General features: G+C 35.2%; 20 protein-coding genes. 15 read left to right on the plus strand and 5 right to left on the minus strand.

The genetic code is table 11. The features are described 5' to 3' along the window. Nucleotides 1-20: 20 nt before the first annotated feature. Together J1905_RS19310 and J1905_RS19315 are read right to left on the minus strand one after the other, a co-directional pair. The gene (locus J1905_RS19310) at nt 21-1,133 is read right to left on the minus strand and encodes a glycosyltransferase family 4 protein (protein WP_214228870.1); all 1,113 of its coding nucleotides are present in this window, start codon (nt 1,131-1,133) and stop codon (nt 21-23) included. Then, nucleotides 1,126-2,484, minus strand: a complete 1,359-nt coding sequence (locus J1905_RS19315; RefSeq protein ID WP_214228871.1) for an O-antigen ligase family protein — start codon at nt 2,482-2,484, stop codon at nt 1,126-1,128. The genes J1905_RS19310 and J1905_RS19315 overlap by 8 nt, the downstream gene beginning before the upstream one ends. A gap of 111 nt (nt 2,485-2,595) precedes the next feature. On the opposite strand from J1905_RS19315, the gene J1905_RS19320 reads away from it, so the two are divergent. The 4 genes from J1905_RS19320 to J1905_RS19335 are packed head-to-tail and all read left to right on the plus strand — an operon-like array spanning nt 2,596 to nt 5,870. Beyond that, nucleotides 2,596-3,381, plus strand: coding sequence for a sugar phosphate nucleotidyltransferase (locus tag J1905_RS19320; protein ID WP_214228872.1), 786 nt, complete (start codon nt 2,596-2,598; stop codon nt 3,379-3,381). Nucleotides 3,382-3,390: 9 nt separating this feature from the next. Continuing rightward, on the plus strand, nt 3,391-4,392 hold the full coding sequence (locus tag J1905_RS19325) for an NAD-dependent epimerase/dehydratase family protein (protein ID WP_214228873.1): 1,002 nt from the start codon (nt 3,391-3,393) through the stop codon (nt 4,390-4,392). A 3-nt stretch (nt 4,393-4,395) separates the two neighbouring features. Next, nucleotides 4,396-4,941 (plus strand): dTDP-4-dehydrorhamnose 3,5-epimerase, encoded by a 546-nt coding sequence (gene rfbC, locus J1905_RS19330; RefSeq protein WP_214228874.1) that lies wholly within the window; start codon nt 4,396-4,398, stop codon nt 4,939-4,941. Continuing rightward, entirely contained in the window at nt 4,941-5,870 is a 930-nt protein-coding gene (locus J1905_RS19335; protein ID WP_214228875.1) for an NAD-dependent epimerase/dehydratase family protein, read from the plus strand. The genes rfbC and J1905_RS19335 overlap by 1 nt, the downstream gene beginning before the upstream one ends. Here J1905_RS19335 and J1905_RS19340 read toward each other — a convergent pair. Next, a complete protein-coding gene (locus J1905_RS19340) occupies nt 5,867-6,820 on the minus strand; it encodes a glycosyltransferase family 2 protein (RefSeq protein ID WP_214228876.1) in 954 nt (317 codons plus the stop codon). The two genes, J1905_RS19335 and J1905_RS19340, sit on opposite strands and share 4 nt — an antisense overlap. Continuing rightward, entirely contained in the window at nt 6,798-8,072 is a 1,275-nt protein-coding gene (locus J1905_RS19345) for a lipopolysaccharide biosynthesis protein (protein WP_214228877.1), read from the minus strand. Before J1905_RS19345 ends, J1905_RS19340 begins: the two co-directional genes overlap by 23 nt. A 144-nt stretch (nt 8,073-8,216) precedes the next feature. Here J1905_RS19345 and J1905_RS19350 point away from each other — a divergent pair, with 144 nt between their 5' ends. Continuing rightward, on the plus strand, nt 8,217-9,608 hold the full coding sequence (locus J1905_RS19350; protein WP_214228878.1) for an undecaprenyl-phosphate glucose phosphotransferase: 1,392 nt from the start codon (nt 8,217-8,219) through the stop codon (nt 9,606-9,608). A gap of 7 nt (nt 9,609-9,615) precedes the next feature. On the opposite strand, the gene J1905_RS19355 is transcribed toward J1905_RS19350, so the two are convergent. Then, the gene (locus J1905_RS19355) at nt 9,616-10,344 is read right to left on the minus strand and encodes a tyrosine-protein phosphatase (RefSeq protein WP_214228879.1); all 729 of its coding nucleotides are present in this window, start codon (nt 10,342-10,344) and stop codon (nt 9,616-9,618) included. A 165-nt stretch (nt 10,345-10,509) separates the two neighbouring features. Between J1905_RS19355 and J1905_RS19360 the strand changes: the two genes are divergently transcribed. The 10 genes from J1905_RS19360 (at nt 10,510) to J1905_RS19405 (ending at nt 22,701) form a co-directional block, all read left to right on the plus strand. Continuing rightward, complete coding sequence (locus tag J1905_RS19360; RefSeq protein WP_214228880.1) at nt 10,510-11,286, plus strand: polysaccharide biosynthesis/export family protein; 777 nt, start codon at nt 10,510-10,512, stop codon at nt 11,284-11,286. Between the two features lie 14 nt (nt 11,287-11,300). Beyond that, nucleotides 11,301-13,694: a GumC family protein gene (locus J1905_RS19365; protein ID WP_214228881.1), complete on the plus strand. Its 2,394-nt coding sequence runs from the start codon at nt 11,301-11,303 to the stop codon at nt 13,692-13,694. 12 nt (nt 13,695-13,706) lie between these two features. Beyond that, entirely contained in the window at nt 13,707-15,011 is a 1,305-nt protein-coding gene (locus J1905_RS19370; RefSeq protein WP_214228882.1) for a nucleotide sugar dehydrogenase, read from the plus strand. After that, complete coding sequence (locus J1905_RS19375; protein ID WP_250318144.1) at nt 14,998-16,407, plus strand: nucleotide sugar dehydrogenase; 1,410 nt, start codon at nt 14,998-15,000, stop codon at nt 16,405-16,407. The genes J1905_RS19370 and J1905_RS19375 overlap by 14 nt, the downstream gene beginning before the upstream one ends. Before the next feature lie 148 nt (nt 16,408-16,555). Beyond that, entirely contained in the window at nt 16,556-18,451 is a 1,896-nt protein-coding gene (locus tag J1905_RS19380) for a DCC1-like thiol-disulfide oxidoreductase family protein (protein ID WP_214228883.1), read from the plus strand. An 11-nt stretch (nt 18,452-18,462) separates the two neighbouring features. Next, on the plus strand, nt 18,463-19,323 hold the full coding sequence (locus J1905_RS19385; protein ID WP_214228884.1) for an NAD-dependent epimerase/dehydratase family protein: 861 nt from the start codon (nt 18,463-18,465) through the stop codon (nt 19,321-19,323). Further along, complete coding sequence (locus J1905_RS19390) at nt 19,302-20,279, plus strand: ATP-grasp domain-containing protein (protein ID WP_214228885.1); 978 nt, start codon at nt 19,302-19,304, stop codon at nt 20,277-20,279. The genes J1905_RS19385 and J1905_RS19390 overlap by 22 nt, the downstream gene beginning before the upstream one ends. Before the next feature lie 4 nt (nt 20,280-20,283). Then, a complete protein-coding gene (locus J1905_RS19395) occupies nt 20,284-20,928 on the plus strand; it encodes an HAD family hydrolase (RefSeq protein WP_214228886.1) in 645 nt (214 codons plus the stop codon). A gap of 7 nt (nt 20,929-20,935) precedes the next feature. Then, complete coding sequence (locus J1905_RS19400) at nt 20,936-21,568, plus strand: acetyltransferase (protein WP_214228887.1); 633 nt, start codon at nt 20,936-20,938, stop codon at nt 21,566-21,568. A 2-nt stretch (nt 21,569-21,570) separates the two neighbouring features. Next, a complete protein-coding gene (locus J1905_RS19405) occupies nt 21,571-22,701 on the plus strand; it encodes an acyltransferase family protein (RefSeq protein WP_214228888.1) in 1,131 nt (376 codons plus the stop codon). Nucleotides 22,702-22,728 lie beyond the last annotated feature (27 nt).

Genomic DNA, 22,728 nt, shown 5'->3' on the forward strand with positions numbered 1-22,728 from the left:
AGTTAGATTTTGCAAATCTACTATTTTACTTTTTTAAACAAGGCTAATAATTCGGCGGCTGTTCTTTCCCAGGAAAATTCCTGAAGACGTATTTTTCCTTTTTCTATCATTTCTGATTTCAGTTGAGGATTGTCAATGACCATTTTCATCTTATGATAGAGGTCATTGGGATTGTAAGGATCAAATTGAAGTACTGCATCTCCGCCTACTTCCGGAAGGCAGGTGTTATTGGAAACAATTACAGGGACATTATGCTGAAACGCTTCGAGTACAGGCAAACCAAAACCTTCATTTAATGAAGGAAGGACATATAACTCTGCATTTTGATAGTACCAGGCAAGATCATTGTCAGGAATATAGCCAGGCATTATTACGTAATCCTGAAGCTGATATTTTCTTATGGTTTCGATAATTTCTAAACCGGCATCCATATCATTCTTAGGGCTGAACTGGCCACCCAGGATAAGTGTATAGTCATGGTATCCGGCAGATCTTAAGAGGTGAAATGCCTCGATGAGTAGGGCCAGGTTTTTTCTTTTTTCAAAAACGCCAATATGTAATAAGTATCTAGATGTTTTTATGTTCAGGTTACCTGATGAAAGATCTTTTTTGTGAGTTAGGGTTTTTGGCGCTTCAGGTATTGGAATGATTCTATCTGCCGGGATCTTTAGATAACTTAAAACTGTATTTTTTGCGTATTGAGTAGGAGTAGTGATAAATGCGGCTCTTTTTGCCGCCGGAACGCCAAGAGATCTGAAGGTCATGAGCCAATACTTGTTATAGTGTGCCGGGTATTCCCAGAAAAAAGCATCATGAAAAACTGGTATGGTTTTGAAATTCAGGTTTATTAATGGAACAAAGTAATCTGTACAAAAGACGATATCGCAACCATGTAAGGCGGCTTTCAGCGGCAGGATAAGCTGCTTCCATAATATAAAACGAAATTGTTCTATTAATTTATAAAACTTATTTCGGCCGGTATATACTCGAATTGAAGTGTCGAAAAAGTGAAATTTGAAGCCCGGATGTTCTTTTTGAAATTCTTTGTAAATTTCCTCCAGGTAAGTTCTTTGGCCTGTTTTGGCAATTCTCAAGTCCCTTATGTCAAGCCCTATAACAATAGTTTTAGTCATGAGCGGTTCTTTGTGTCGTTATACTTTTAATAAAGATTCCTGATAAAAACCAACTGATGTAAATTACATAGGAATAGTTTTCAAAGTTTGTAGTTAATAAAGGAACCACGCTTCCAATTTTGAAAAGGAATAACATAATGGCAATTTTTCTTTCATTCCCCTTTAGTATTTTAATCCATTTATAGGTGTAAGTGAGTAAATAGGCATGTATTAAGAGGTAAAGCACTAAGGCAATTACACCGGCCTGGACACCTATGATGATAAATTGATTTTCTCCACCAACATTAACGCCCAGCATACCTGCTACTTTTCCTGAACTTCCCATACCTAATCCTAAGGGCTGTCTGATCATAGCGTCTATCCCGGCGAGCCATTCTACGATATGTCCTACACTGGAAGCATTCTGAAAAGTGATGGTATCTACTACAAAGCTATAGATGTCCTCATTTTGGATCAGAAAAATAAAATACAGAACAGCAGCAATGAATCCATAATGAAAAGTTTTTAACATATAGCTTTTACGGGTAATAAAAGCATACACATAGATCATTGCGAAGTAACTGGCAAGAGGTGCCCTTGAGAGGGCAGCAACAATAGCAATAAAAGTAGAGATTAAAGCCAGTTGGCCAAATGCACTTATTTTTAAATTGTTTTCATCATCAGTGTATAATCCGGCAATAACAGCAAGAGCTAACAAGGTTGCGGCTGCATATTCAAGAGGATTTGAAAAAAAACTAGCAAACCTACGAAACCCGGTTTCGGTTTCGAAAGTCCAGGTTAATCCATAATTCCCTGTAGGTTCCTGGCCAAAATAGTAAAAGTTGTAATCGGCATAGCCCGTATTGGTCTGGAAATGCAGATCAGAGATTAGCTCATAAACCAGTACTGCAGTAGCTGCAATTGCAACAATGAGTATATAATGAAAATACCTGCTGATGTTGACCTTCCCGGCATCTATAAACCGTCCGGCGGCGTATATTAAAGGGAAGAATGAAGTGCTTTTAAAAGCTGATAAGCGATCTGAAAAACCATAATCTCCGAGAGGGATTACGACATAGAGCAAAGTGTAGCAAAAGTACGCTCCCATGAGATAGTCTACCACATTCAGTTTTAATTTCTCTTTCAGCTGATAAATACCTATACCTAATGTAATAAGTACAAGTAGTTCTTTTATGGGTTGAAAAACAGGGATTAAAAACTTAAATCCCAGTACGAATGACAGGGACATTGTTGTGGTATAAATAGAAAGGCCAAAAATAAAGAATAAGAGAACTCCCTGCCTGTTGCCCTTGATGATATCTGCCATCGAATACATAAAGGATAAAAGAAATATCAGGGGAAAAATTATCATTGGCAGTTTTTAGTGACCTTACTTATCTGTTCTGCAAAATAAGTCAAAACTATACGATAAAACCTAAAACTATAAATATATTGATCAGAATAAATAACTTTACTGCCGCTTATGAGAAATAACATTCCAATTTTTATTTTATGTGGGGGTTTAGGAACAAGGATTAAAGAAGAGACTGAGTTTCGTCCAAAACCGATGGTTCCAATAGGAGAGAATCCCATTTTGCTGCATATTATGAACTCTTATGCTAAATATGGTTTTAAGAAATTTGTACTCTGCACAGGATTTAAATCTGAAGTTATAAAAGATTATTTTTTGAAATACTCAGAGTTAAATAGTGATTTCTCTATTGATTTCAGAACGAATACCAAAAACATATTGTCAATAGATCATAACCTTGACTGGGAAGTTACTTTGGCTTATACCGGAGCAGAAACGATGACGGGAGGCCGGATTTCTATCGCTACAGAAAAGTATTTAAATGGAGCTGAACATTTTGGGGTAACCTACGGAGATGGTTTATGTGATGCCGATCTGAATGAGCATTTTAACTATCATTTATCACACAATAAGATCGGAACTGTTCTAGGGGTTAACCCACCCTCAAGATTTGGAGAAATAAAATTAGATCAGGACAGAGTAGTAGAGTTTTCGGAAAAACCGGAATTCAATGAAAAATGGATTAACGGAGGATTTTTCTTTTTCAAAAAAGACTTTTTAGAATACCTGTCCAAAGACAAGGAATGTGTCTTAGAAAAAAAACCATTGATCAATCTTGCTAAGGATGGACAGTTGAATATTTATAAACATAAAGGGTTTTGGGCTTGTATGGATACCCAAAGAGACCGAGACTATCTTACAGGATTGCTGGAAAGAAATGAAGCTCCCTGGATTTAATTAATAATTATGAATGTATTTGTAACAGGCCATTTAGGTTATATTGGTGTGCACCTTGTAAAGCAGTTAAAAGAGTTAGGGCATGAGGTGACTGGCTGCGATATTGATCTTTTTAATGGCTGCGAATTTGAGTCATTTATCAGACCTGATAAAGAGCTGATCAAGGACATCAGGAATCTTACTGTAGAGGATTTGAGAGGGTATGATTGTATCATGCACCTTGCCGCAATATCCAATGACCCTATGGGGGATCTTGATGAGCAGATTACTTATGATGTTAACCTAAAAGGATCCGTTGCACTTGCAGAACTGGCAAAGAAGGCCGGGATCAAAAGGTTCCTTTTCTCAGGCAGTTGTTCTGTATATGGTAAAGGAGATAAATTGGACCTTTCTGAAACAGATACACTTAATCCGGTATCTGCCTATGCAATTTCTAAAATTGAAGCTGAAAAGCAAATTTCATTAATGGCGGATGAGCATTTTACTCCGGTATATCTTAGAAATGCCACTGCTTATGGTTTCTCGCCTATGTTGCGAATAGATTTGGTAGTAAATAATTTACTGGGTTGCGCACATGCAAAAGGAGAGATTAGGATCATGAGTGATGGTTCGCCATGGCGTCCGCTTATTCATTGCAGTGATATTGCAAAGGCATTTGTTCATTTAATGACAGTAGATGCTGCACTTGTTCATAACAAGGCCATTAATATTGGAGGTAATGAGGAGAATTATCAGGTGAAGGATGTTGCTGACTATGTACAGAAATTAGTTCCTACGGCAAGTATTAAATTTACAGGTGAAGTGGGGGATGACCCAAGAAATTACCGAGTTAATTTCGATCTGTTAAATACTTTGGCTCCGGGATTTAAACTAGATTATACCCTGGCTTCCGGAATGGAGGAACTGAATCAAAAATATATTACAAAAGGCTTTAATCAGGAAGATTTTGATGGAGATAGGTACGTGAGGTTAAGGACTTTGAAACATACCCTGAATAAAATCAAGCAATAAATTATGAGATTTACAGAAACGCCACTCAAGGGAGCATACCTTATTGATCTGGAAAAGAGGGAAGACGAACGTGGTTTCTTTGCCCGAGCTTTTTGTGTTAATGAATTTGAGACTCATGGCCTTGATCATTCAATAGTTCAGATCAACAACTCATTAAGTAAAGATAAAGGGACACTTCGGGGAATGCATTATCAGCTTGCGCCGAAAGCAGAAACTAAAATAGTTAGATGCATCAAAGGAGCTTTATATGACGTGATTCTGGATCTTAGGAAGGACTCAGAAACTTTCGGACAATCATTTGGGCATGAGATTACTGCTGATAACCGTACTATGATGTATGTGCCAAAAGGATTTGCTCATGGATTTATTACTTTATCAGAAGATACAGAAGCATTTTATATGAGTACCGGGTTTTATGCCCCTGAACTTGAGCGAGGGGTTCGTTACAATGACCCACGATTTAATATCCAATGGCCAATAACACCGGTTGTTGTTTCTGAAAAGGATTTGAATCATCCTGGTTTTAATGAGGATTATCATCTAAAATAATGAAGATACTTTTTACTGGTGGAAGCTCTTTTACAGGTTATTGGTTTATTAAGAAACTGGTATCGAGTGGACATGATGTGACTGCTATTTTTACCAGAGAAAATGGTAAAGCCTATGCCCCAGAGCGCTTCAGAAGAATTGAAGGCGTAGAGAAAATCACAAAATCTCATTTTGGCATAAAGTTCGGAGATCCTGAATTTGTTGAATTGCTAAAGGAAGGGGGATTTGATGTTCTTTGTCATCATGCTGCTGAAGTAAGCAACTATAAGAATTCTGATTTCGATATTGCAGGAGCTATAAAATCAAACACTAAAAATATATATCAGGTATTTGAGGTGCTCGCTGCCACAGCCTGCAAGCTTGTGGTTACGGGTTCGGTATTTGAAGACATCAATAAAGTTCAGGATAATCTTCCTCAAAAGCATTATTCCGGATATGGTCTTTCTAAATCGATGAGCTATGAACTGTTCCTTTATTACGCAAAGCTATTTGAGGTAAAGATTGGAAAATTCGTGATTAGTAATCCTTTTGGGGCTTTTGAAGAGAAAAGGTTCTTAAACTACCTTATTACCGGTTGGATAAGGGGAGAAACGAGATCTGTAAATACCCCTCTTTACATAAGAGATAATATTCATGTTGAATTACTGGCTGATTATTATGCTTATTTTATAGAAAGGATGGCGGCTTCAAAAGATTCATCAATAACATTTGCGCCTACCGGCTATATTGAGACTCAGGGAGAATTCGCAGCAAGGGTAGCTAAGGAAATGAAATCACGCTTGAATAAGGATTGTATTGTAGCTAATAATGAGCAGGCAGATTTTTCTGAACCTTTATCTTTATTTAATCGTGATAGGGTAATAGAAATTGAAGAAAGTTTTGATGCCATAAAGGCCTGGGATGATCTTGCAAAATTTTATACCGATTAAACAGAGGGGTCAAATTTGTATTTTCTTGTCATTTTGCCCTTAATACCATCTTTAACAGCTTTTACGTAAGTTTTAAATTTTACGATTCGCCATCTTAACAGAAAATAGACCAGCACGGCACTAAAATAAGCGAATGTGCAGGTGAAGGCAATGATTTTTTGGAGGGGGTTCAGGTATTGCTTGATCATCCATATTTGATTGCGCGCATTATGATAATGGACAATGGGATTCACAATACCTTCCTTGGTTTTCTTTTTTGCTTTGTATGCAGCACCGGCAATGTGGTATATTATGCTATCCGGAACATACATTAGTTTAAGTCCTGATTCTTTTATCCTAAAGGACAGGTCAACATCTTCATAGTACATGAATAAGCTCTCGTCAAGGAGGCCCGATGTTTTCAGTAGTTCGGTGCGGACAAGCAGCCCACAGCCTGTAATCCAGTCTACCTCTTTAAGTTTCTCTGAATTTAGAGTAATTCTTTTGTTATAGCCTTCAGTATAAGATTGACCCGTCCAATGGTTGAAATATGATCCTGCATTCCATAGCAAATTGCGATCGTGCTCAAAATAGATTTTAGGCTGGACGGCTGCTACCTCCGGGTGGATATTAATGTAATCGTACAGGATCTTTAAAAAGTCGGGTTCTACAATAGTGTCGTTATTTAAGAGCATTGAATATTTGTATTCCCTATTGATGCAGTAATTTAATGCAAGGTTATTGCTACCGGTGAAACCTATATTATCTATTATCTTTAGAAAGATGATGTTCGGAAAGTCTTTAATTAATTTTTTATCTGAACCATCTTTGGATCCATTGTCAACAAGGATGATGTCAAAGTCCTGAAATTCCATTTCATATAAAGATTGAATACAGTTATGGGTATATTCATAACTATTCCAGTTTATTAAAATAACGGCAACGGATTTAGGCAAGTTTGTGATGGGCATAATTTCTGGATTTCTTTATAACATATTCATACATCATTAAGGCACTGCATTCTACAATTAAAGTGTACAATCCGAGCCAATGGTAGCTTCGGCTTTGTATCAGTAAAAAACAGGTTATACAGGCGATGATGAAAAGAATTATAGAGATGTTAAAAATAGATCGTGTATTGTTTTTGAGTAGAAGATCAACAACATTAAGAGAATTAAGTGCTGCAACAGCAGGAACAAATGCCATAATCCTAAGAAAATTGCTGGCCATTTCATTGTGCTCGCCGGATATTAAGTGGATAAAAAAGCCCGGCATTATAAACAGAAGGAGTGAACCAAAAGAAAAGACAATTGCCATCAGACCCTTCATTCGCTTCATGTAAGCTTCCCAAAGTTTCGGGCCTTCCTGATAAAATTGAGCAGCTTTTGGATAAATCGCATTGGATACAGCTATGATCATGATTCGGGATGACCATATGATCTTATCACAAAGGGAATATGCTCCAAGCCAGGTAGGGCTCCCCCATTTAGCTAAGGCAAATACCATTAATGACTGTTGAAGCTGGACTGATACACTGTTAATGGTTAAATAAAAATTTTCTTTCCCAATTTTTAGCATTTCGTGCTTTTTGGGAATTAAGAGCTTCAGTTTATAGTGAATTACCGCATAGCCAAGAAGTGCAAGATAGGTAAGGCAAGCTGAAGTACCCATGATCAGGTTTACCCACTTCGCATCGTCAGGGCCTTTGATTACAATAATGACTAAAGTTATGATTGTAACTTTAGAGATGAGGTTAGCTATGTTGTAAAGCTTTAACCGCTCTGTGCCGGTAAAGAAGAACAATGGATTTAGAACTTCTGCGGCAACGAGAGGGATAGCCAGAATAATGAATGTATAGTATTTAATGTTAAGCCATTGCATTGCGGCGACTGTGAGGATAAAGAGTACGAAGATGAACAACCTCATCCAGAGCGTAACATAAAAAACATTACGAAGCCGATAGGGATTCTTAATATTTAAGGCAATGTCTCTTATTCCTGATTGATTGGTACCATAATTGATAGCAATTCCTGCAAGTCCTGAAAATGTATTAGCAAGCATAACAAAACCAAAAGCTTCAATTCCAATAATATGTGTAATTATTGGATAAATCAACATCAGCAACAATGCATTAGAGAGTTGTATGCTGCTTAGGTTGATGAAGTTAGCTAAGATGTTAGTTTGTTTTAGGCGCTTGTAAGAACCTACAAAGTATTGCTTCAAGTTTATTTAAATAGGTGACAGGCAAATTTAGGATATTATAAGCAATAATTAATCCATATATTTTGGGTAATTAAAACATGCTATTTGTGGATTTAATCCATATTTTTGGCCAAATAAAATTAAAATAGAACAAAACTCAGATAAATGATAGATAAGTACGGTACTTATTATAAAGCTATAAGTATATTATTGGATCTTTTTCTGGTTAATTTGTCGATTTTTATTGGGTATTCCATAACGCACCATACTTTAGGTTATTCGGGTGTCGACCCTAGTCTGCTTCATATTTTACTGATTAATTTCATCTGGTTTAATGTAACTCAGATTACCCGACTGTATAATGACATTTTTGTTAAAGATGCTATCCCAACTATAAGACAGACTTTGGGGTCATTGCTGCTTTTTATTGTCGTTATAGCAGTTTTGTTGTTTGCTATTAAGGACTTTAGTATTTCGGGCAAGCTAATGGGAGTTGCCTTGTTGGTGTTTGTTCCATTGCTTCTATTTGTTAAAATAGGCTTTCTTTTACTTCGTCGCTCGCGCCGGACGAAAATGATCAACTATAAAAAGGTAGTTATTGTAGGGGCAGGACCTTTGGGAATAGACCTTAGGAAGTATATGGAAAGGAACACGCATTTGGGATATAGGGTTGTCGGTTTTTTTGATGATGATCCATCACTTAAAAATGGAGATATCAATATTTTGGGAAGTGTTGAAGAGTGTATAGATTACGTACGGGAGAGTAGTATAAGAGAAGTTTATTGTGCCTTGCCGGATCGTGCTTTACATAAGATTAATCAATTAATGCGTCAGGCCGACAAGGAAATGATCCGATTTAAATTGGTTCCGGATGTTAAGGATTATTTTAAAAAGAATGTAATGGTTCAGCTGTATGGCCATTTGCCGGTTCTTAGTCCGCGCACTGAGCCTTTGGAAATTATGATCAATCAAGTGGTAAAGCGGATTTTTGATATCGTTTTTTCATTGTTGGTTGTGGTTTTTGTGATGAGCTGGCTGGTGCCTTTAATGGCTATTTTGATTAAGATGGAGTCTAAGGGGCCGGTTTTCTTTAAACAGCTAAGGTCAGGTAAACACAATGAGCCTTTTTATTGCTGGAAGTTTAGGAGCATGTGTGTAAATGGCGATTCTGATACCAAACAGGCGAGTAAGGAAGATAGTCGGATTACAAAGATTGGAGCCTTTATGCGTAGAAACAGTATAGATGAGATGCCTCAGTTTTTTAATGTATTGATGGGAGATATGTCGGTTGTAGGGCCACGGCCCCATATGTTACAGCATACTGCTGAGTATTCTGCCTTGATAGACCAGTTTATGGTTCGTCATTTTTTATTGCCTGGGATAACAGGCTGGGCACAGGTAAACGGCTTGCGTGGGGAAACACGAGAAGATGGCTCTATGGAGGAGCGGGTAGATGCTGATATCTGGTATTTGGAAAACTGGTCTTTGTTGCTAGATTTAAAGATTACATTTTTGACCATATGGCAAATACTTATTGGTAATAAGAATGCCTGGTAAATCTATTTTAAATCAGTTCTTTGTTTTTAAGTAAACCACTATCTACCAGTCTTGCAAAGTATTTGCTTGAGGGAACTCTTTTTAAGGTTTCCAGATGTCTTACATGATGAATATCCGTTCCTATAAAATCAATCATATCTTTTTCGATTAACTTTTCTGCAATTGATTTTATGTGTTTGCCGTAGTGTTCAGTTAAGGACAATGCATTTACTTGTAGTTCAACTCCCATTTCTTTAATTCTTTTGTAGTAATCGAAATGTTTATGGAAGAATAAGTACCGTTCAGGGTGCGCTAAGATGACTTGGTAACCTTTTATGCCAATGTCAAATATTACCTCTTCTAAGTCATGTGGTCTTGATATTTGGCTAAATTCAACTAACAAACGGTTACCGGGCAATGGCATTAAATTTCCTTCATTTAGTTGACCTTGAAATTGTTCATCCAGGTAATATTCAGATGAAAGATTTAAGGTTATGCCTTCAGGTAATTTTCCATCCAATTTGGAATGCCCATTTTTTAAAGTTTCGGTCGTGTTTGGGTGAATGTCCTGTAAAGTGTGCGGTGTAGTAATCAGGTGATGGAACCCTAATTCTTTTAATCCAGAAATTAATTTAATGCTGTCCTGTATATCCTTTGCGCCATCATCCACTCCTGGAATCAGGTGAGAGTGCATATCAATGCCGATTGAGTTAAAATCAGTGTAATTAGATTTTTTGGAACGGTTGAAGAAAAACATTTGATTCTTTTATTAATAATTAATCAATACGAAGCTAAGTATAAAATTTAAAACTTTGTGGTATGAAGTTTGTACATGGCGCTGTGAATTAATGATTTTTTATCATTCAGAAGTAAACCTTAAGTATTACATTTGAAAAATTTAATAATTGTGCTATAAAAGCCTATGAGAAAATTCTTTTACTTAATAATCGCTGTGCTCTTTATGAGCTCATGTGGCGTGAAATATAAGTCTGTTCCTTACTTTACAGATTTGCCTGTAGATAGTGCTTTGCATGAAAAGATTTTGAATCAAACTATTTTAACAATTCAAAAGAATGATATTCTTGCTATAACTGTGAGCAGTTTAAATCCCGAGGCTTCAGCCATATTTAACATGGGTACTACAAGCTCTTTGCAGAGTAATACTGCGGTCAATGTGAACCCTGCAAATACGGCAAATGGATTTATAGTCGATCAAGATGGTATGATACAGCTGCCTTTGGTTGGATCAGTGAAAGTTTCTGGCTTAACAATAACTGAGGCAAGAAAGCTGGTTCAGAGTAAATTGGTCGATTATTTAAAAGAACCAGTTGTTGGTCTTCGCTTAATCAATTTTAAAGTTTCTGTGCTCGGAGATGTCGCTCGCCCTGGGGTGTTCCCTGTTAATAGTGAGCGAGTTACTGTATCGGAGGCTTTAGGTATGGCTGGAGACCTTAGTATAACGGCCGTTAGAAAAAATGTTTTGTTAATTCGGGAGCAGAATGGTAATAGACAATATATTCGACTCAATATGCAAAGTAAGGATTTGTTCAATTCACCTTATTACTACTTGCAAAATAACGATGTACTTTACGTCCAACCAGGCAATGCTAAATATGCAAGTGTAGATTCAAGCTATAGAAATGTTAGTATTGTTTTATCAGCACTGTCAGTGATAGCATTAATTATTAGTCGTTTTTAATTGTTAGATAATTTATGAATAAAGAAGTAAACGAGGGTAATTTAGAAAGTGAAATTGTAGAAGTTGAGAGTATAAACATAAGAGAAGTTATTGGCAAATATTTATTTCATTGGCCTGTTTTTTTTGTAGGAGTTGTACTTGCTTTGGCTCTTGCTTTTTTATACTTACGATATGCGAAGCCTGTTTACCAAATTAGCAGTACCCTGTTAATTAAGGATGAGAAAAAGGGCAGCCCGGCAGATGATATTTTGGGTCAACTTGATCTATTCGGAGGATCAAAAGTGGTAGAAAACGAAATTGAAATTCTACAATCAAAAACGTTAATGGCTACAGTTGTAAAACGGCTTAATTTGAACGTAAATTTGAGCGCCGAAGGACGTGTAATTACAACTGATATGTATGAAGAAAGGCCTATTAACTTTCAGACATTTGCGATAAAAGAACAATATTTTGGAAGAGAATGGAAACTGACTTTTCCCAGCAAAACTGAATATCTTTTAGAAGATGCTGAAAATGGGAAGAGAGTTAAAGGTATCTTAAATCAATTTCAAAGAAATTTTTTGGGAACATATAAAATCGATACAACAGGATATTTTACTAGACATAAAGGGCATGTTTTCTTGATTACTTTTAATGATCCTGTAAGAGTTGTTAATAATTGTTTGTCAAATTTAACGGTAGAGGTAACAACTAAACAGTCTACAGTATTGCGGTTAAATTATGAAAGCGTTGTCCCTCAGATGGGTACAGATGTAATAAATACACTTATTCAAGTTTATAATGAGGCCGCTCTTTCTGATAAAAACAGGACAACTCAAAGTACTATTAATTTTATCGATGAGAGGCTTGCTTTGATTACCGGAGAATTGGTTGAAGTAGAGAAAGATGTTGAGGGGTTTAAAAGTAGTCAGGGTTTAACCGATATAAGTAGCGAGGCGTCCCTTTATTTGGATAATGTTAAGGCTAATGATGCCAAACTCAATGAAGTTAATCTAAAATTGGGTATAATAAAGAATTTGCAGAAGTATGTAGATTCGGAAAGCCCTCAAGAGAAATTGCCAAGTACTATGGGGATTGATGATCCGGTACTTTTAGGTCAGATTAATCAATTAAGTGAGTTGCAATTAAAAAAGATAAGCCTATTGGCAACTACGCAACCCAATAACCCAATGTTTGAACCTATTAATCAGCAAATTGAGGCAACGCGTGCAGGGATTAAGGCTGGTATAAAAAATGTTCAGGCTACTTTAGAAGGTACAATTCAAGGTTTAACCTCAAATAACTCTCGGTATGAGAGCTCGATAAAAAGGATTCCTGGTCAGGAAAGAAGATTTATAAATATAAAAAGGCAACAAAGTATTAAAGAAAGTCTCTATTTGTACCTTTTACAGAAAAAGGAAGAGGCTGCCTTATCATATGCCTCAGCAGTTGCAGATAGTAGAGTTGTAGATGCCGCATTTGCTTCCACTAATCCTATTAAACCCAAGAGAACACTTGTATATGCTTTTGCTATAATTTTAGGTTTAATGTTTCCTATTGGATATGTTTACAGTAAAGACCTAATTAACAATAAAATTATCTCTACATCAGATATATCTAAATTGACATCAGCGCCAATTTTGGGAGAACTTGCGTACGAGGAAGGGAATGAAGCCATAGTAGTAAGCACAAATAGCAGAAAGGCGATTGCCGAACAATTCAGAGCAATTAGAACGAATTTACAATTCGTTCATGGTAAACACATTAATAATCAGGGTTTTGTTACGCTACTTACCTCAAGTATGTCGGGTGAGGGGAAAAGTTTTGTCGGTAGTAACATTGCTACGGCTTTAGCTATAAGCGGTAAAAAAACTGTTTTATTAGAACTGGATCTGCGCAAGCCAAAAGTTAGTAAATATTTGAGTTTAAGTAATAAAACTGGACTAAGTAATTATTTGATAGGCAAGGCGAACATGACAGAGATTGTTCAGCCATCGGGAATTAATGAAAATTTGTTTGTAATAGGTTCAGGGCCAATTCCTCCTAATCCATCTGAGCTGTTGATCGGTAGTGATATCGAAGAGTTATTCACTTACTTAAGAAGTAGTTTCGACGAGATCGTTATTGATACACCACCAATTGGGTTAGTTACCGATGCTCAGATTCTTGCCCGTTTGGCAGATGCCAGTATATATATAGTAAGACATGGTGTAACGTTTAAGCGTCAAATATCACAATTCGATTCACTTTACAAATCAAAGAAGTTTAATAAGCTAAATATTATACTTAATGGTGTACAATTAGGAGGTAGTTATGGCTATGGCTACGGCTACGGCTATGGCTATGGCTACGGATATTACTCTGATGATGTTCAGCATCACAAGCCTACAATTAAGGCTATTTTTAAAGATTTATTTAAAAGATTTTAATTCAATTTCACTATGCAGTTAAGCGTTAGCAATTCAAAAATTGCCATTATTGGTCTGGGGTATGTAGGTTTGCCATTGGCAATAGAGTTTGGAAAAAAATATGATGTATTAGGATTTGACATAAATGTTAGTAGGGTGGATGAACTCACTCTGGGTAAAGACCGTACGCAGGAAGCAAATCTCGAAGACTTAAATAAGGTAATAGCTGATAGAAAGGAGAGTAAATCAAAAACAGGACTTAAGTTCTCATCAAATAGTGAAGACCTTAGGAAATACAATACTTTTATTGTTACTGTACCTACTCCTATTGATCAATTTAAATCTCCAGATCTTACCCCTTTAATTAAAGCATCTGAGATGTTAGGTGCAATCCTAAAATCTGGGGATATAGTGATCTATGAATCTACCGTTTACCCAGGATGTACTGAAGAAGATTGTGTGCCTGTTTTGGAAAAGTTTTCTGGTTTAAAATTTAATAAGGACTTTTTTGCTGGATATTCACCAGAACGAATCAATCCAGGAGATAAGATCAACACTTTAACAAAGATTATGAAGGTGACTTCTGGTTCAACTCCTGAAATTGCAGATAGAGTGGATGATTTATATAGTTCAATAATCTCTGCAGGTACTCATAAAGCGCCTAGTATTAAAGTCGCCGAAGCATCTAAAGCTATCGAAAATGCACAGAGAGATGTAAATATTTCTTTTGTTAATGAGCTGTCTTTAATTTTTGACCGTATTGGAATCGATACAAATGACGTCATTGAGGCCGCTGGAACTAAATGGAATTTTCTGAAATATAAACCCGGACTTGTAGGTGGGCATTGCATTGGAGTAGATCCATATTATCTGGCTCATAAGGCGCAAGCTTTAGGTTACCATCCTCAGGTTATACTATCAGGGAGAAGAGTTAATGACAAGATGGGAGCTTTTGTTGCAGATAAGGTAGTTAAGCTTATGATTCAAAAGGATCATAAAATTAAAGGATCAAAGGCTTTGATCATGGGAGTAACTTTTAAAGAAAACTGCCCTGATGTGAGGAACACAAGAGTTGTTGATATATATGATGAATTAATCCAGTTTGGACTGGAGGTAGATATTTATGATCCATGGGCAGATGCAGCGGAGGTAAAACATGAATATAATGTTGATATTTTGAATAAACTTGACGATGGTACCGTTTATGATGCTGTTATAGTCGCTGTTTCTCACAATGAATTTTTAAGATTTGATTACCAGAAAATTAAACGTAACAATGGTGTAATTTTTGATACCAAGGCTTGCTTAGATAGAAGTTTGGTTGATGGCAGATTATAAGATGGAGATAAAAAATATCTGTTGTATAGGGGCCGGATATGTAGGTGGGCCAACAATGGCTGTTATTGCACATCAATGCCCTCATATCAAAGTCACAATTGTAGATATGAATGTGGCAAGGATAAATGCTTGGAACGATGAAAATTTAGATAATTTACCAGTTTACGAACCTGGGCTATCAGAAATAGTGGCAGGGTCAAGAGGCAAGAATTTATTCTTCTCTACAGATGTAGATAAAGGGATTAGAGAGGCGGAGATGATCTTTATCTCAGTTAACACTCCTACGAAGACTTATGGAAAGGGTAAGGGTATGGCCGCCGATTTGAAGTTTATTGAATTGTGTGCTAGAAAGATTGCTGAAGTTGCTAATAGTGATAAAATCATTGTTGAGAAATCTACTTTGCCGGTAAGAACCGCTGAAGCCCTAAAGAGCATTTTAGAGAACTCTGGAAATAATGTAAGGTACCATATTCTGTCAAATCCTGAGTTTTTGGCGGAAGGAACAGCCATAGAAGACCTCCTTAATCCGGACAGGGTTTTAATTGGCGGTGAAGATAAAGATGCTGTTGATTCTCTTGTTGAAATTTACTCGAACTGGGTTTCTTCAGAAAAGATATTGACAACTAATTTATGGTCATCTGAACTCTCTAAACTAACGGCAAATGCATTTTTAGCACAAAGGGTTTCCTCAATCAATGCAATTTCAGAATTGTGTGAAAAAACCGAAGCCGATGTAAATGAGGTATCCAAGGCGATTGGAATGGATAGTCGTATCGGACCAAAGTTTTTAAAAGCCTCTGTTGGATTTGGTGGTTCGTGTTTTCAAAAGGATATATTAAACCTTGTTTATATTGCCAGGAGCTATGGATTGCAAGAGGTGGCAGCCTATTGGGAGCAGGTTATTATCATGAACGATCATCAGAAGCGGAGATTTGCAGAAAGAATCGTTCAGACGTTATTTAACACTGTTTCTGGAAAGAAAATTGCTTTTTTAGGTTGGGCGTTTAAGAAGGATACTAATGATACAAGAGAATCTGCTGCAATTTATGTTGCGGATTATTTGCTCAATGAAGAGGCTGAGTTAGTTGTGTATGATCCTAAGGTTACTGCAGAGCAGGTTTATGCGGACCTTGATTATTTAAACACACGTGACGCAAGTTTGAATAGAAAATTGGTGAGAATTGTTAATGATCCTTATGAAGCCTGCAATCAGGCTCATGGAATAGCCATCTTGACGGAATGGGATGAGTTTAATGCCTATGATTGGGAGAAAATCAACAAGAATATGAAAAGACCTGCATTTATATTTGATGGAAGAAGCGCTTTAAACAAAGAAGAATTAAGGCAGACTGGATTTGAAGTTTATAGCATCGGAAGTTCAAATGTTGGGATATAAAGATCTAAAAGTTGTTAGAGCTATAAACAATTTGTATTGGGTAGTTTGTTCATATATAAACAATGAAATTCACACAGAGCAACTATGGCAGTGATAAGAGGAATTTGATATGATATTTATACATATCAGATTTTAAAGAGAATAAATTATGTTCAAAAAAATATATCAGAGCTTTAGAAGCCTTTATAATAAAAAAATAGATGGTAAAGGTCTAGCTATTTTTAGAATTGCTTTCAGCATAGTGATGTTTGGAGAAGTAATTCAATTGTTTTGCTTCAGGCATCTAATTTTTGATAAGATACCATATTTAATTCCAGGAGAAATAGAGATGTGGCCCGTATTTTTATTCTGGCTTGCTGCACTTTTATTTTTAGTTTTTGGTCTATTTACAAGGATTGCGTCAATAGTAAATTATGTTATGGCTGTGATTGTGATAGGAACAATTTCTTCCTTTGAATATCATATGTTCTATACTTATTTAACTGTAAGTTTTCTTTTCATGTTTCTACCAATATCAAGGTCGCTTTCTTTTGATCGATTAATTGTTAAATTAAAATATTCAAATACTAGATTTAGATTTAATCCTCCAAATACAGTTTCAGTACTATCTTATTATTTGATAATTTTATTGGGTATTGGCTTTGTATATTTTGATTCTGTTTTCTTTAAGTTTGATTCGAAACTTTGGATTCATGGTTTAGGATTGTGGCTTCCAGGATCTTTACCAGAAGCAGTAATTCATAATAATTCGCTATTGCTGAATTCAAAACCCTTAGTCATAGGATTAGGATATTTGACCTTGATTTTTGAAACAATTTTTTTGTTTGTCTTCTGGATTAAGAAATTAAGATTCTTGGTGATGATAATAGGAATCGGTTTGCATTTAGGCATTTTGATTTTCTTTCCCATCCCCTTCTTTGCTTTAGGAGTAGTAGCTATTTATCTTCTCATGATACCAACCTCCTGGTGGGATAAACTCTTTCACAAAAAGAAGGATTCGATAAAATTGATTAAATTTTATTATGATGCTGAATGTCCATTATGCGTTAGGACTAGAATAATTTTAGAACATCTTGATTCAAAGAACCGTATTGAATTCCTTACCATACAAGAGAATTATCTAAATGAGCCAACACTAAAAGGTATCGAATTTGATATGCTCTTGAATGATATATATTCAGTTGATATGAAAGGAAGAGTTTACAATGGGTTGGATACTTATATAAAGATATTTAATACCATATGGTATCTAAAGCCAGTATCACTCGCCCTAAGAATACCAGGTATCTATCATGCTTGTAAAGTAATTTATAGACATATTGCAATTAACAGAACTGTGGAACGTTGTACCGATGATAATTGTGGCTATGTTGCGCCAACTGTACCAGTATCTGAGGATAGGATTAAAATCCTAAATAATTTTACTGTAAAAGATCTGAAAGTAGGGTTGGCTTTTTTTAGCATATTAACAATCAGTCTTTTTCAATTAATTGTGACATACAATTCTCCTCTTTCAAAATCCTTTAGAAACGCTATTGGAATCTCGGATAATCCAATTATAAAGGTTTCTGAAAAAATTTCTAATCGCATGGGTGAAATTTCGAAAACTTTTCTTGGAGTTACTCACCACGGTGTTTTTGTTGACGCTCATTTTGCAGGATATAATCATTCAATTGCTATCGTATATATAGATTCTAAAGGGTTGGAGAAATGGTTGCCAGTAATTGATAAAGCTGGTATGCCTGGACCTTACCTAGTAGGGCCAATTTGGGCTAAATGGACGTTCAGAGTTAACGGCCCATTGATTAATCAACAGAAATTAACGGATGGATTAAGAGATTTTACCGCATTTTGGGCCAATAAGAATTCAATAAATTTAAAGAATGCCGTATTTAAAATTAAGGTAAAGAAAAATCTGGAACCAACGAGATGGGAATATGATTTTTTAAAGAAACAATTGGGGAATTCTTGGCTAGATGGGGGAACAGTTAAGTGGGAAAATAATACATTTTCCGCAAATTTGAAGGTTATTGAAAATATGTAATGCTGCTGAAGATGAATAGACCTGAGATTTTAATAGTGGGTATCAACAACTTTCTTGGCATAGCTATTTTTAATTTATTGAAGGATACTTTCAATATTATTGGTGTTTACAATCATAATACGGACAAAGCTCCTCAATGTATTGAACTTGTACAAGTTGAAAAGCTCAGTACATTGAAGGGAAGAGAGTTTAGTCATATTTATTTGATAAGTTCTTACGTTCCGGGTCTAAATAAGCCAAATGATGATCAAAAATTAATTGACGCAAATATTCTCCTGCCACGAACAATTATTGATTTATTTCCAGAATCGAGAATTATTTTTTGTTCTAGTGTATCTATTTATGAAAATCGAACTAAAGAGGGTGTCATATTGAAAAGCGAACCACCATCACCAAAATCAAAGTATGCTATAAGCAAACTTTGGGGTGAGGAAATTGTAAAAGAAAGTAAGTCATATGCAATTATTAGAATTTCTTCCATGTTTGGAGCTGGGATGAATAAAGATACTTTTTTACCAAAAGTAATGGAAAAAGCATTATTATTCGGCGAGATTATTTTACTAGGTGAAGGAGAAAGGATGCAGAATTATATCCATGTTGTAGACGTAGCAAATATTGCTGTGAAAGCTGCACTGCATCCAATTAACACAGAATTAATGGCAGTAAGTAATAGTTCTTATTCTAATAAGGAAATTGCCCAGATGATTATCGAGTTAATTCCAGAAACTTCTTTGAATTTTTCGGGATCAGATTCCTCCAAATCATTTGTATACGATAATAGCTTTACATTTCAAGAATTAGGGCAAATGGAATTCAAAAATATTAAAGAAGGTTTAAAAGAACTTAAAGAATGGATCAAAAAAGAGTATTAGTAACAGGCATTGGAGGGAATGTTGGACAAGGAATCATTAGAAATATTAGATCTCTAAAGATGCCAATTGAAATCTTCGGTTGTAATACGGTAAAATTTACTGCAGGTAATCATTTATGTGATAAGTTTTTTGAAGTTCCCTTTGCTTATGATAGTCTCTATATCGAAGCAATTGAAAAGATTGTGCGAAATCACAAAGTAGATTTAATTATACCTTCAACCGATTATGAGGTATATTATTTATCCAAGTACCAGAATCAGATCTCTTGTATGATAGCTGTTTCTGATTTGGAAACAGCTGAAATTTATTTGGATAAATATAAATCATATATCCATCATGAAAAGCATGGAATTCCATTTGCTAAAGCTTTTTTACCAAGTAACTATAGTCAAGAATTTTCTGAAACTATTGTAAAACCGAGGGAAGGGCGAGGTTCAAGAGGTTTGTTTTTTAATCCTTCAAAATTTTCTGGTTTTTCTGATGAGTATATGGTGCAAGAATTATTTAAAGGAAACGAAATTACAACTGCTTTTTACGTAAATAGAAATAATGAGCTGCATGGTTTTATTAATCTTGAACGTACTCTTGAAAATGGCGCAACCAACCAATGCAGAGTAAATCGTAAATATGATAAGAAACTGGAAGAAATATTAATGAAAATAATTCGACATTCTAATATTCGAGGTAGCGCGAATTTACAATCAATAGCTACAATTGATGGAGATATCATTCCATTCGAAGTTAATTGTAGAATTTCAGGAACAAATTCTATCAGATCCAATTTTGGATTTGAAGATGTAAAGTATACAATAGAAGAATATTTATACCATTTGCCGTTGTCTAATCCAAAAATTATTAATGGAGTAGCCATTAGAATTATGATGGATGTTATTTATACGGAACAAGAGGATAGTTCATCAATTTTGGATAATTCAGTTAAACATTTTATTTTTTAAGAGGATGAATATTGAAAATTATGATTTTATATTGTTTGATGCGGCTAATACTTTAATTCATAAGCCTGATTTATGGGATAGAATTCTGCAAGTGTTAAGTAATAATAATATCACGGTTGATCAAATGGAGTTGAGAAGAAAGCATAAGGTGCTTTCAGAAATAATTCATTTCCCAGATAGAACTTCTTCAGAATTTTACAAGACGTTCAATTATGAAGTTCTTATATCATTGGGAATTGTTGCTAATGATAAGGTTCTAGATGAAATATTTAAGGCATGTTCCTACTTACCTTGGAGGGCATTTGAAGATACTGAATCTCTCAAGAATCTAAAAATAAATAAAGCGATTCTTTCTAATTTTAATTCTTCTCTCCAAGATCTTATCGAAACTATTTTTGGTAAAACTGTTTTTGATGTTATCATAGGTTCAGAAGTTGAGAAGGTCAGCAAGCCTGATATTCAGTTTTATAAACGTGCGATCGAAATATTGAATGTTGAACCCAATCGGATTTTGTATATCGGAGATTCCTTGAAATTGGATGTTATTCCGGCACAATCTTTAGGAATAGATGCCTGGCTTATTGATCGGGATCAAAATTTCACGCATTTTGATAAAAGAATAAGCTCATTAAAGGAATTGAAGAGTTAATGGAATTATGAAAAGATTAGCAATCATCGGCTCAGGAGATCTAGGTCAACAAATCGCCTACCATGCAACTCAAGATAACCAATTTACAGTTGTTGGGTTCTTTGATGATTTTAAGAATCAAGGAGTTTTGGTTAACGATATTCCAGTTCTAGGTGACCTCAATGATGTCTCTTCGCAATTTAAGAAGGGAATATTCGATGAACTTTTGATTGGCATTGGTTATAAGCATATGACGTTCAGGAATGATGTCTTTAATAAGTTTAAAGTTGAAATACCCTTCGCGAAATTGATACATTCTAACTGCTTAATCGACCCTTCTTGTATTATTCAAGCAGGGGCTGTAATTTACCCAGGGTGTATAGTTGATCAAAATGTTACCATTGGAGAGAATGTTTTAATAAATGTAGGGTGCTGCATTGCCCATGATTCCGAAATTGGTAAAAACTCATTTCTTTCGCCAAGAGTTGCAATTGCGGGTTTTGTTACAGTTGAAAACAGTTGTATAATTGGTATTAATGCAACAATTATTGATAATATCAAGATAGTGCAACAAGTCCAAATTGGAGGTGGATCTGTTGTAATAAAAAATATGGAAAAGGCCGGATTGTATGTTGGAAACCCAGCTAGATTTATTCGATAACTATGGAGAAGCCAATATATTTTAAAGGTTTAACGGAGTTGAGGGGAATTGCGGCCGTCGCAGTGATGTTTCACCATATAGAGCTTTATAAGTATAGAGTGGGGGAGCTTTCTTTATTCCAGAATCGTTATATAAAGCCTTTTATAAGTGGATTAGGGAAAAACGGAGTTTACTTGTTTTTTGTACTATCAGGGTTTCTGATCACCTATCTATTACTGCAAGAAAAGAAAGCGACTAATACAATCAAAATAAGAAAATTTTATGTCAGAAGAATATTGAGGATTTGGCCCCTCTATTACATTATCCTTGTTATTTCTTTCTTTATACTTCCAATTACACTAGGTCACACATTCTGGGGCAATGAAATAGATTATCAAACTAGAATTTCTCAACTAGAATATGGAGGGAATTTGACTTTGTTCATTTTCTTTTTGTCAAATCTAGCACTGATTATATTCCCCCCGGTTGTGGGTGCTGCACAGTCTTGGTCGGTTAGTGTTGAAGAGCAATTTTACTTGTTTTGGCCCTTATTAGTTAAATTTTATCATAAAAATTTGCCATTCATGTTGATCATAATTGCCATTGGTAAGCCAATTGCTTTATATATTCTAGCCAAAGGTGCAAAAAAAATGGGTTATGATATCGCTATCTCCTTGAGATTTTTAGACTCGTTAAAAATAGAATTTATGGCTATGGGTGGCTTATTAAGTTGGGTGCTGATCAATAAGAAAAAACAGTTTGAAAAAATATTTAGTTCAAATATTTTGATATACTTTGTTTCCGTTATTTTAACAGGAGCATTGCTAACGAACTCATTACCTTATTTAAATGCAATATTGTTTATGCTGATTTTAGGATACATTGTAAGAAATGGATTCGAAAATAAAATTTTTAAGAAACTTGGTGAAGTATCCTATGGCATTTATATGTACCATCCGATTATTATGTATTTAGCTTTTGCTTTTGTTCATAGCTTTCTTGCTAAGACGGGCTCTATGATCACTTTGATAGCCGAGTATTTATTAGTGTTTTTGTTAACCTATCTTGTTAGTATTTTATCTTATAATTATATAGAAGAATATTTTCTAAAGTTGAAATCAAAATTTGCAATAATTCATTCAAAAAATAAATAAAGTTAATCTCCCTTATTACATAGATAT

Origin of the sequence: Pedobacter sp. B4-66 (assembly GCF_018492665.1) — a bacterium.
Classification (GTDB): domain Bacteria; phylum Bacteroidota; class Bacteroidia; order Sphingobacteriales; family Sphingobacteriaceae; genus Pedobacter.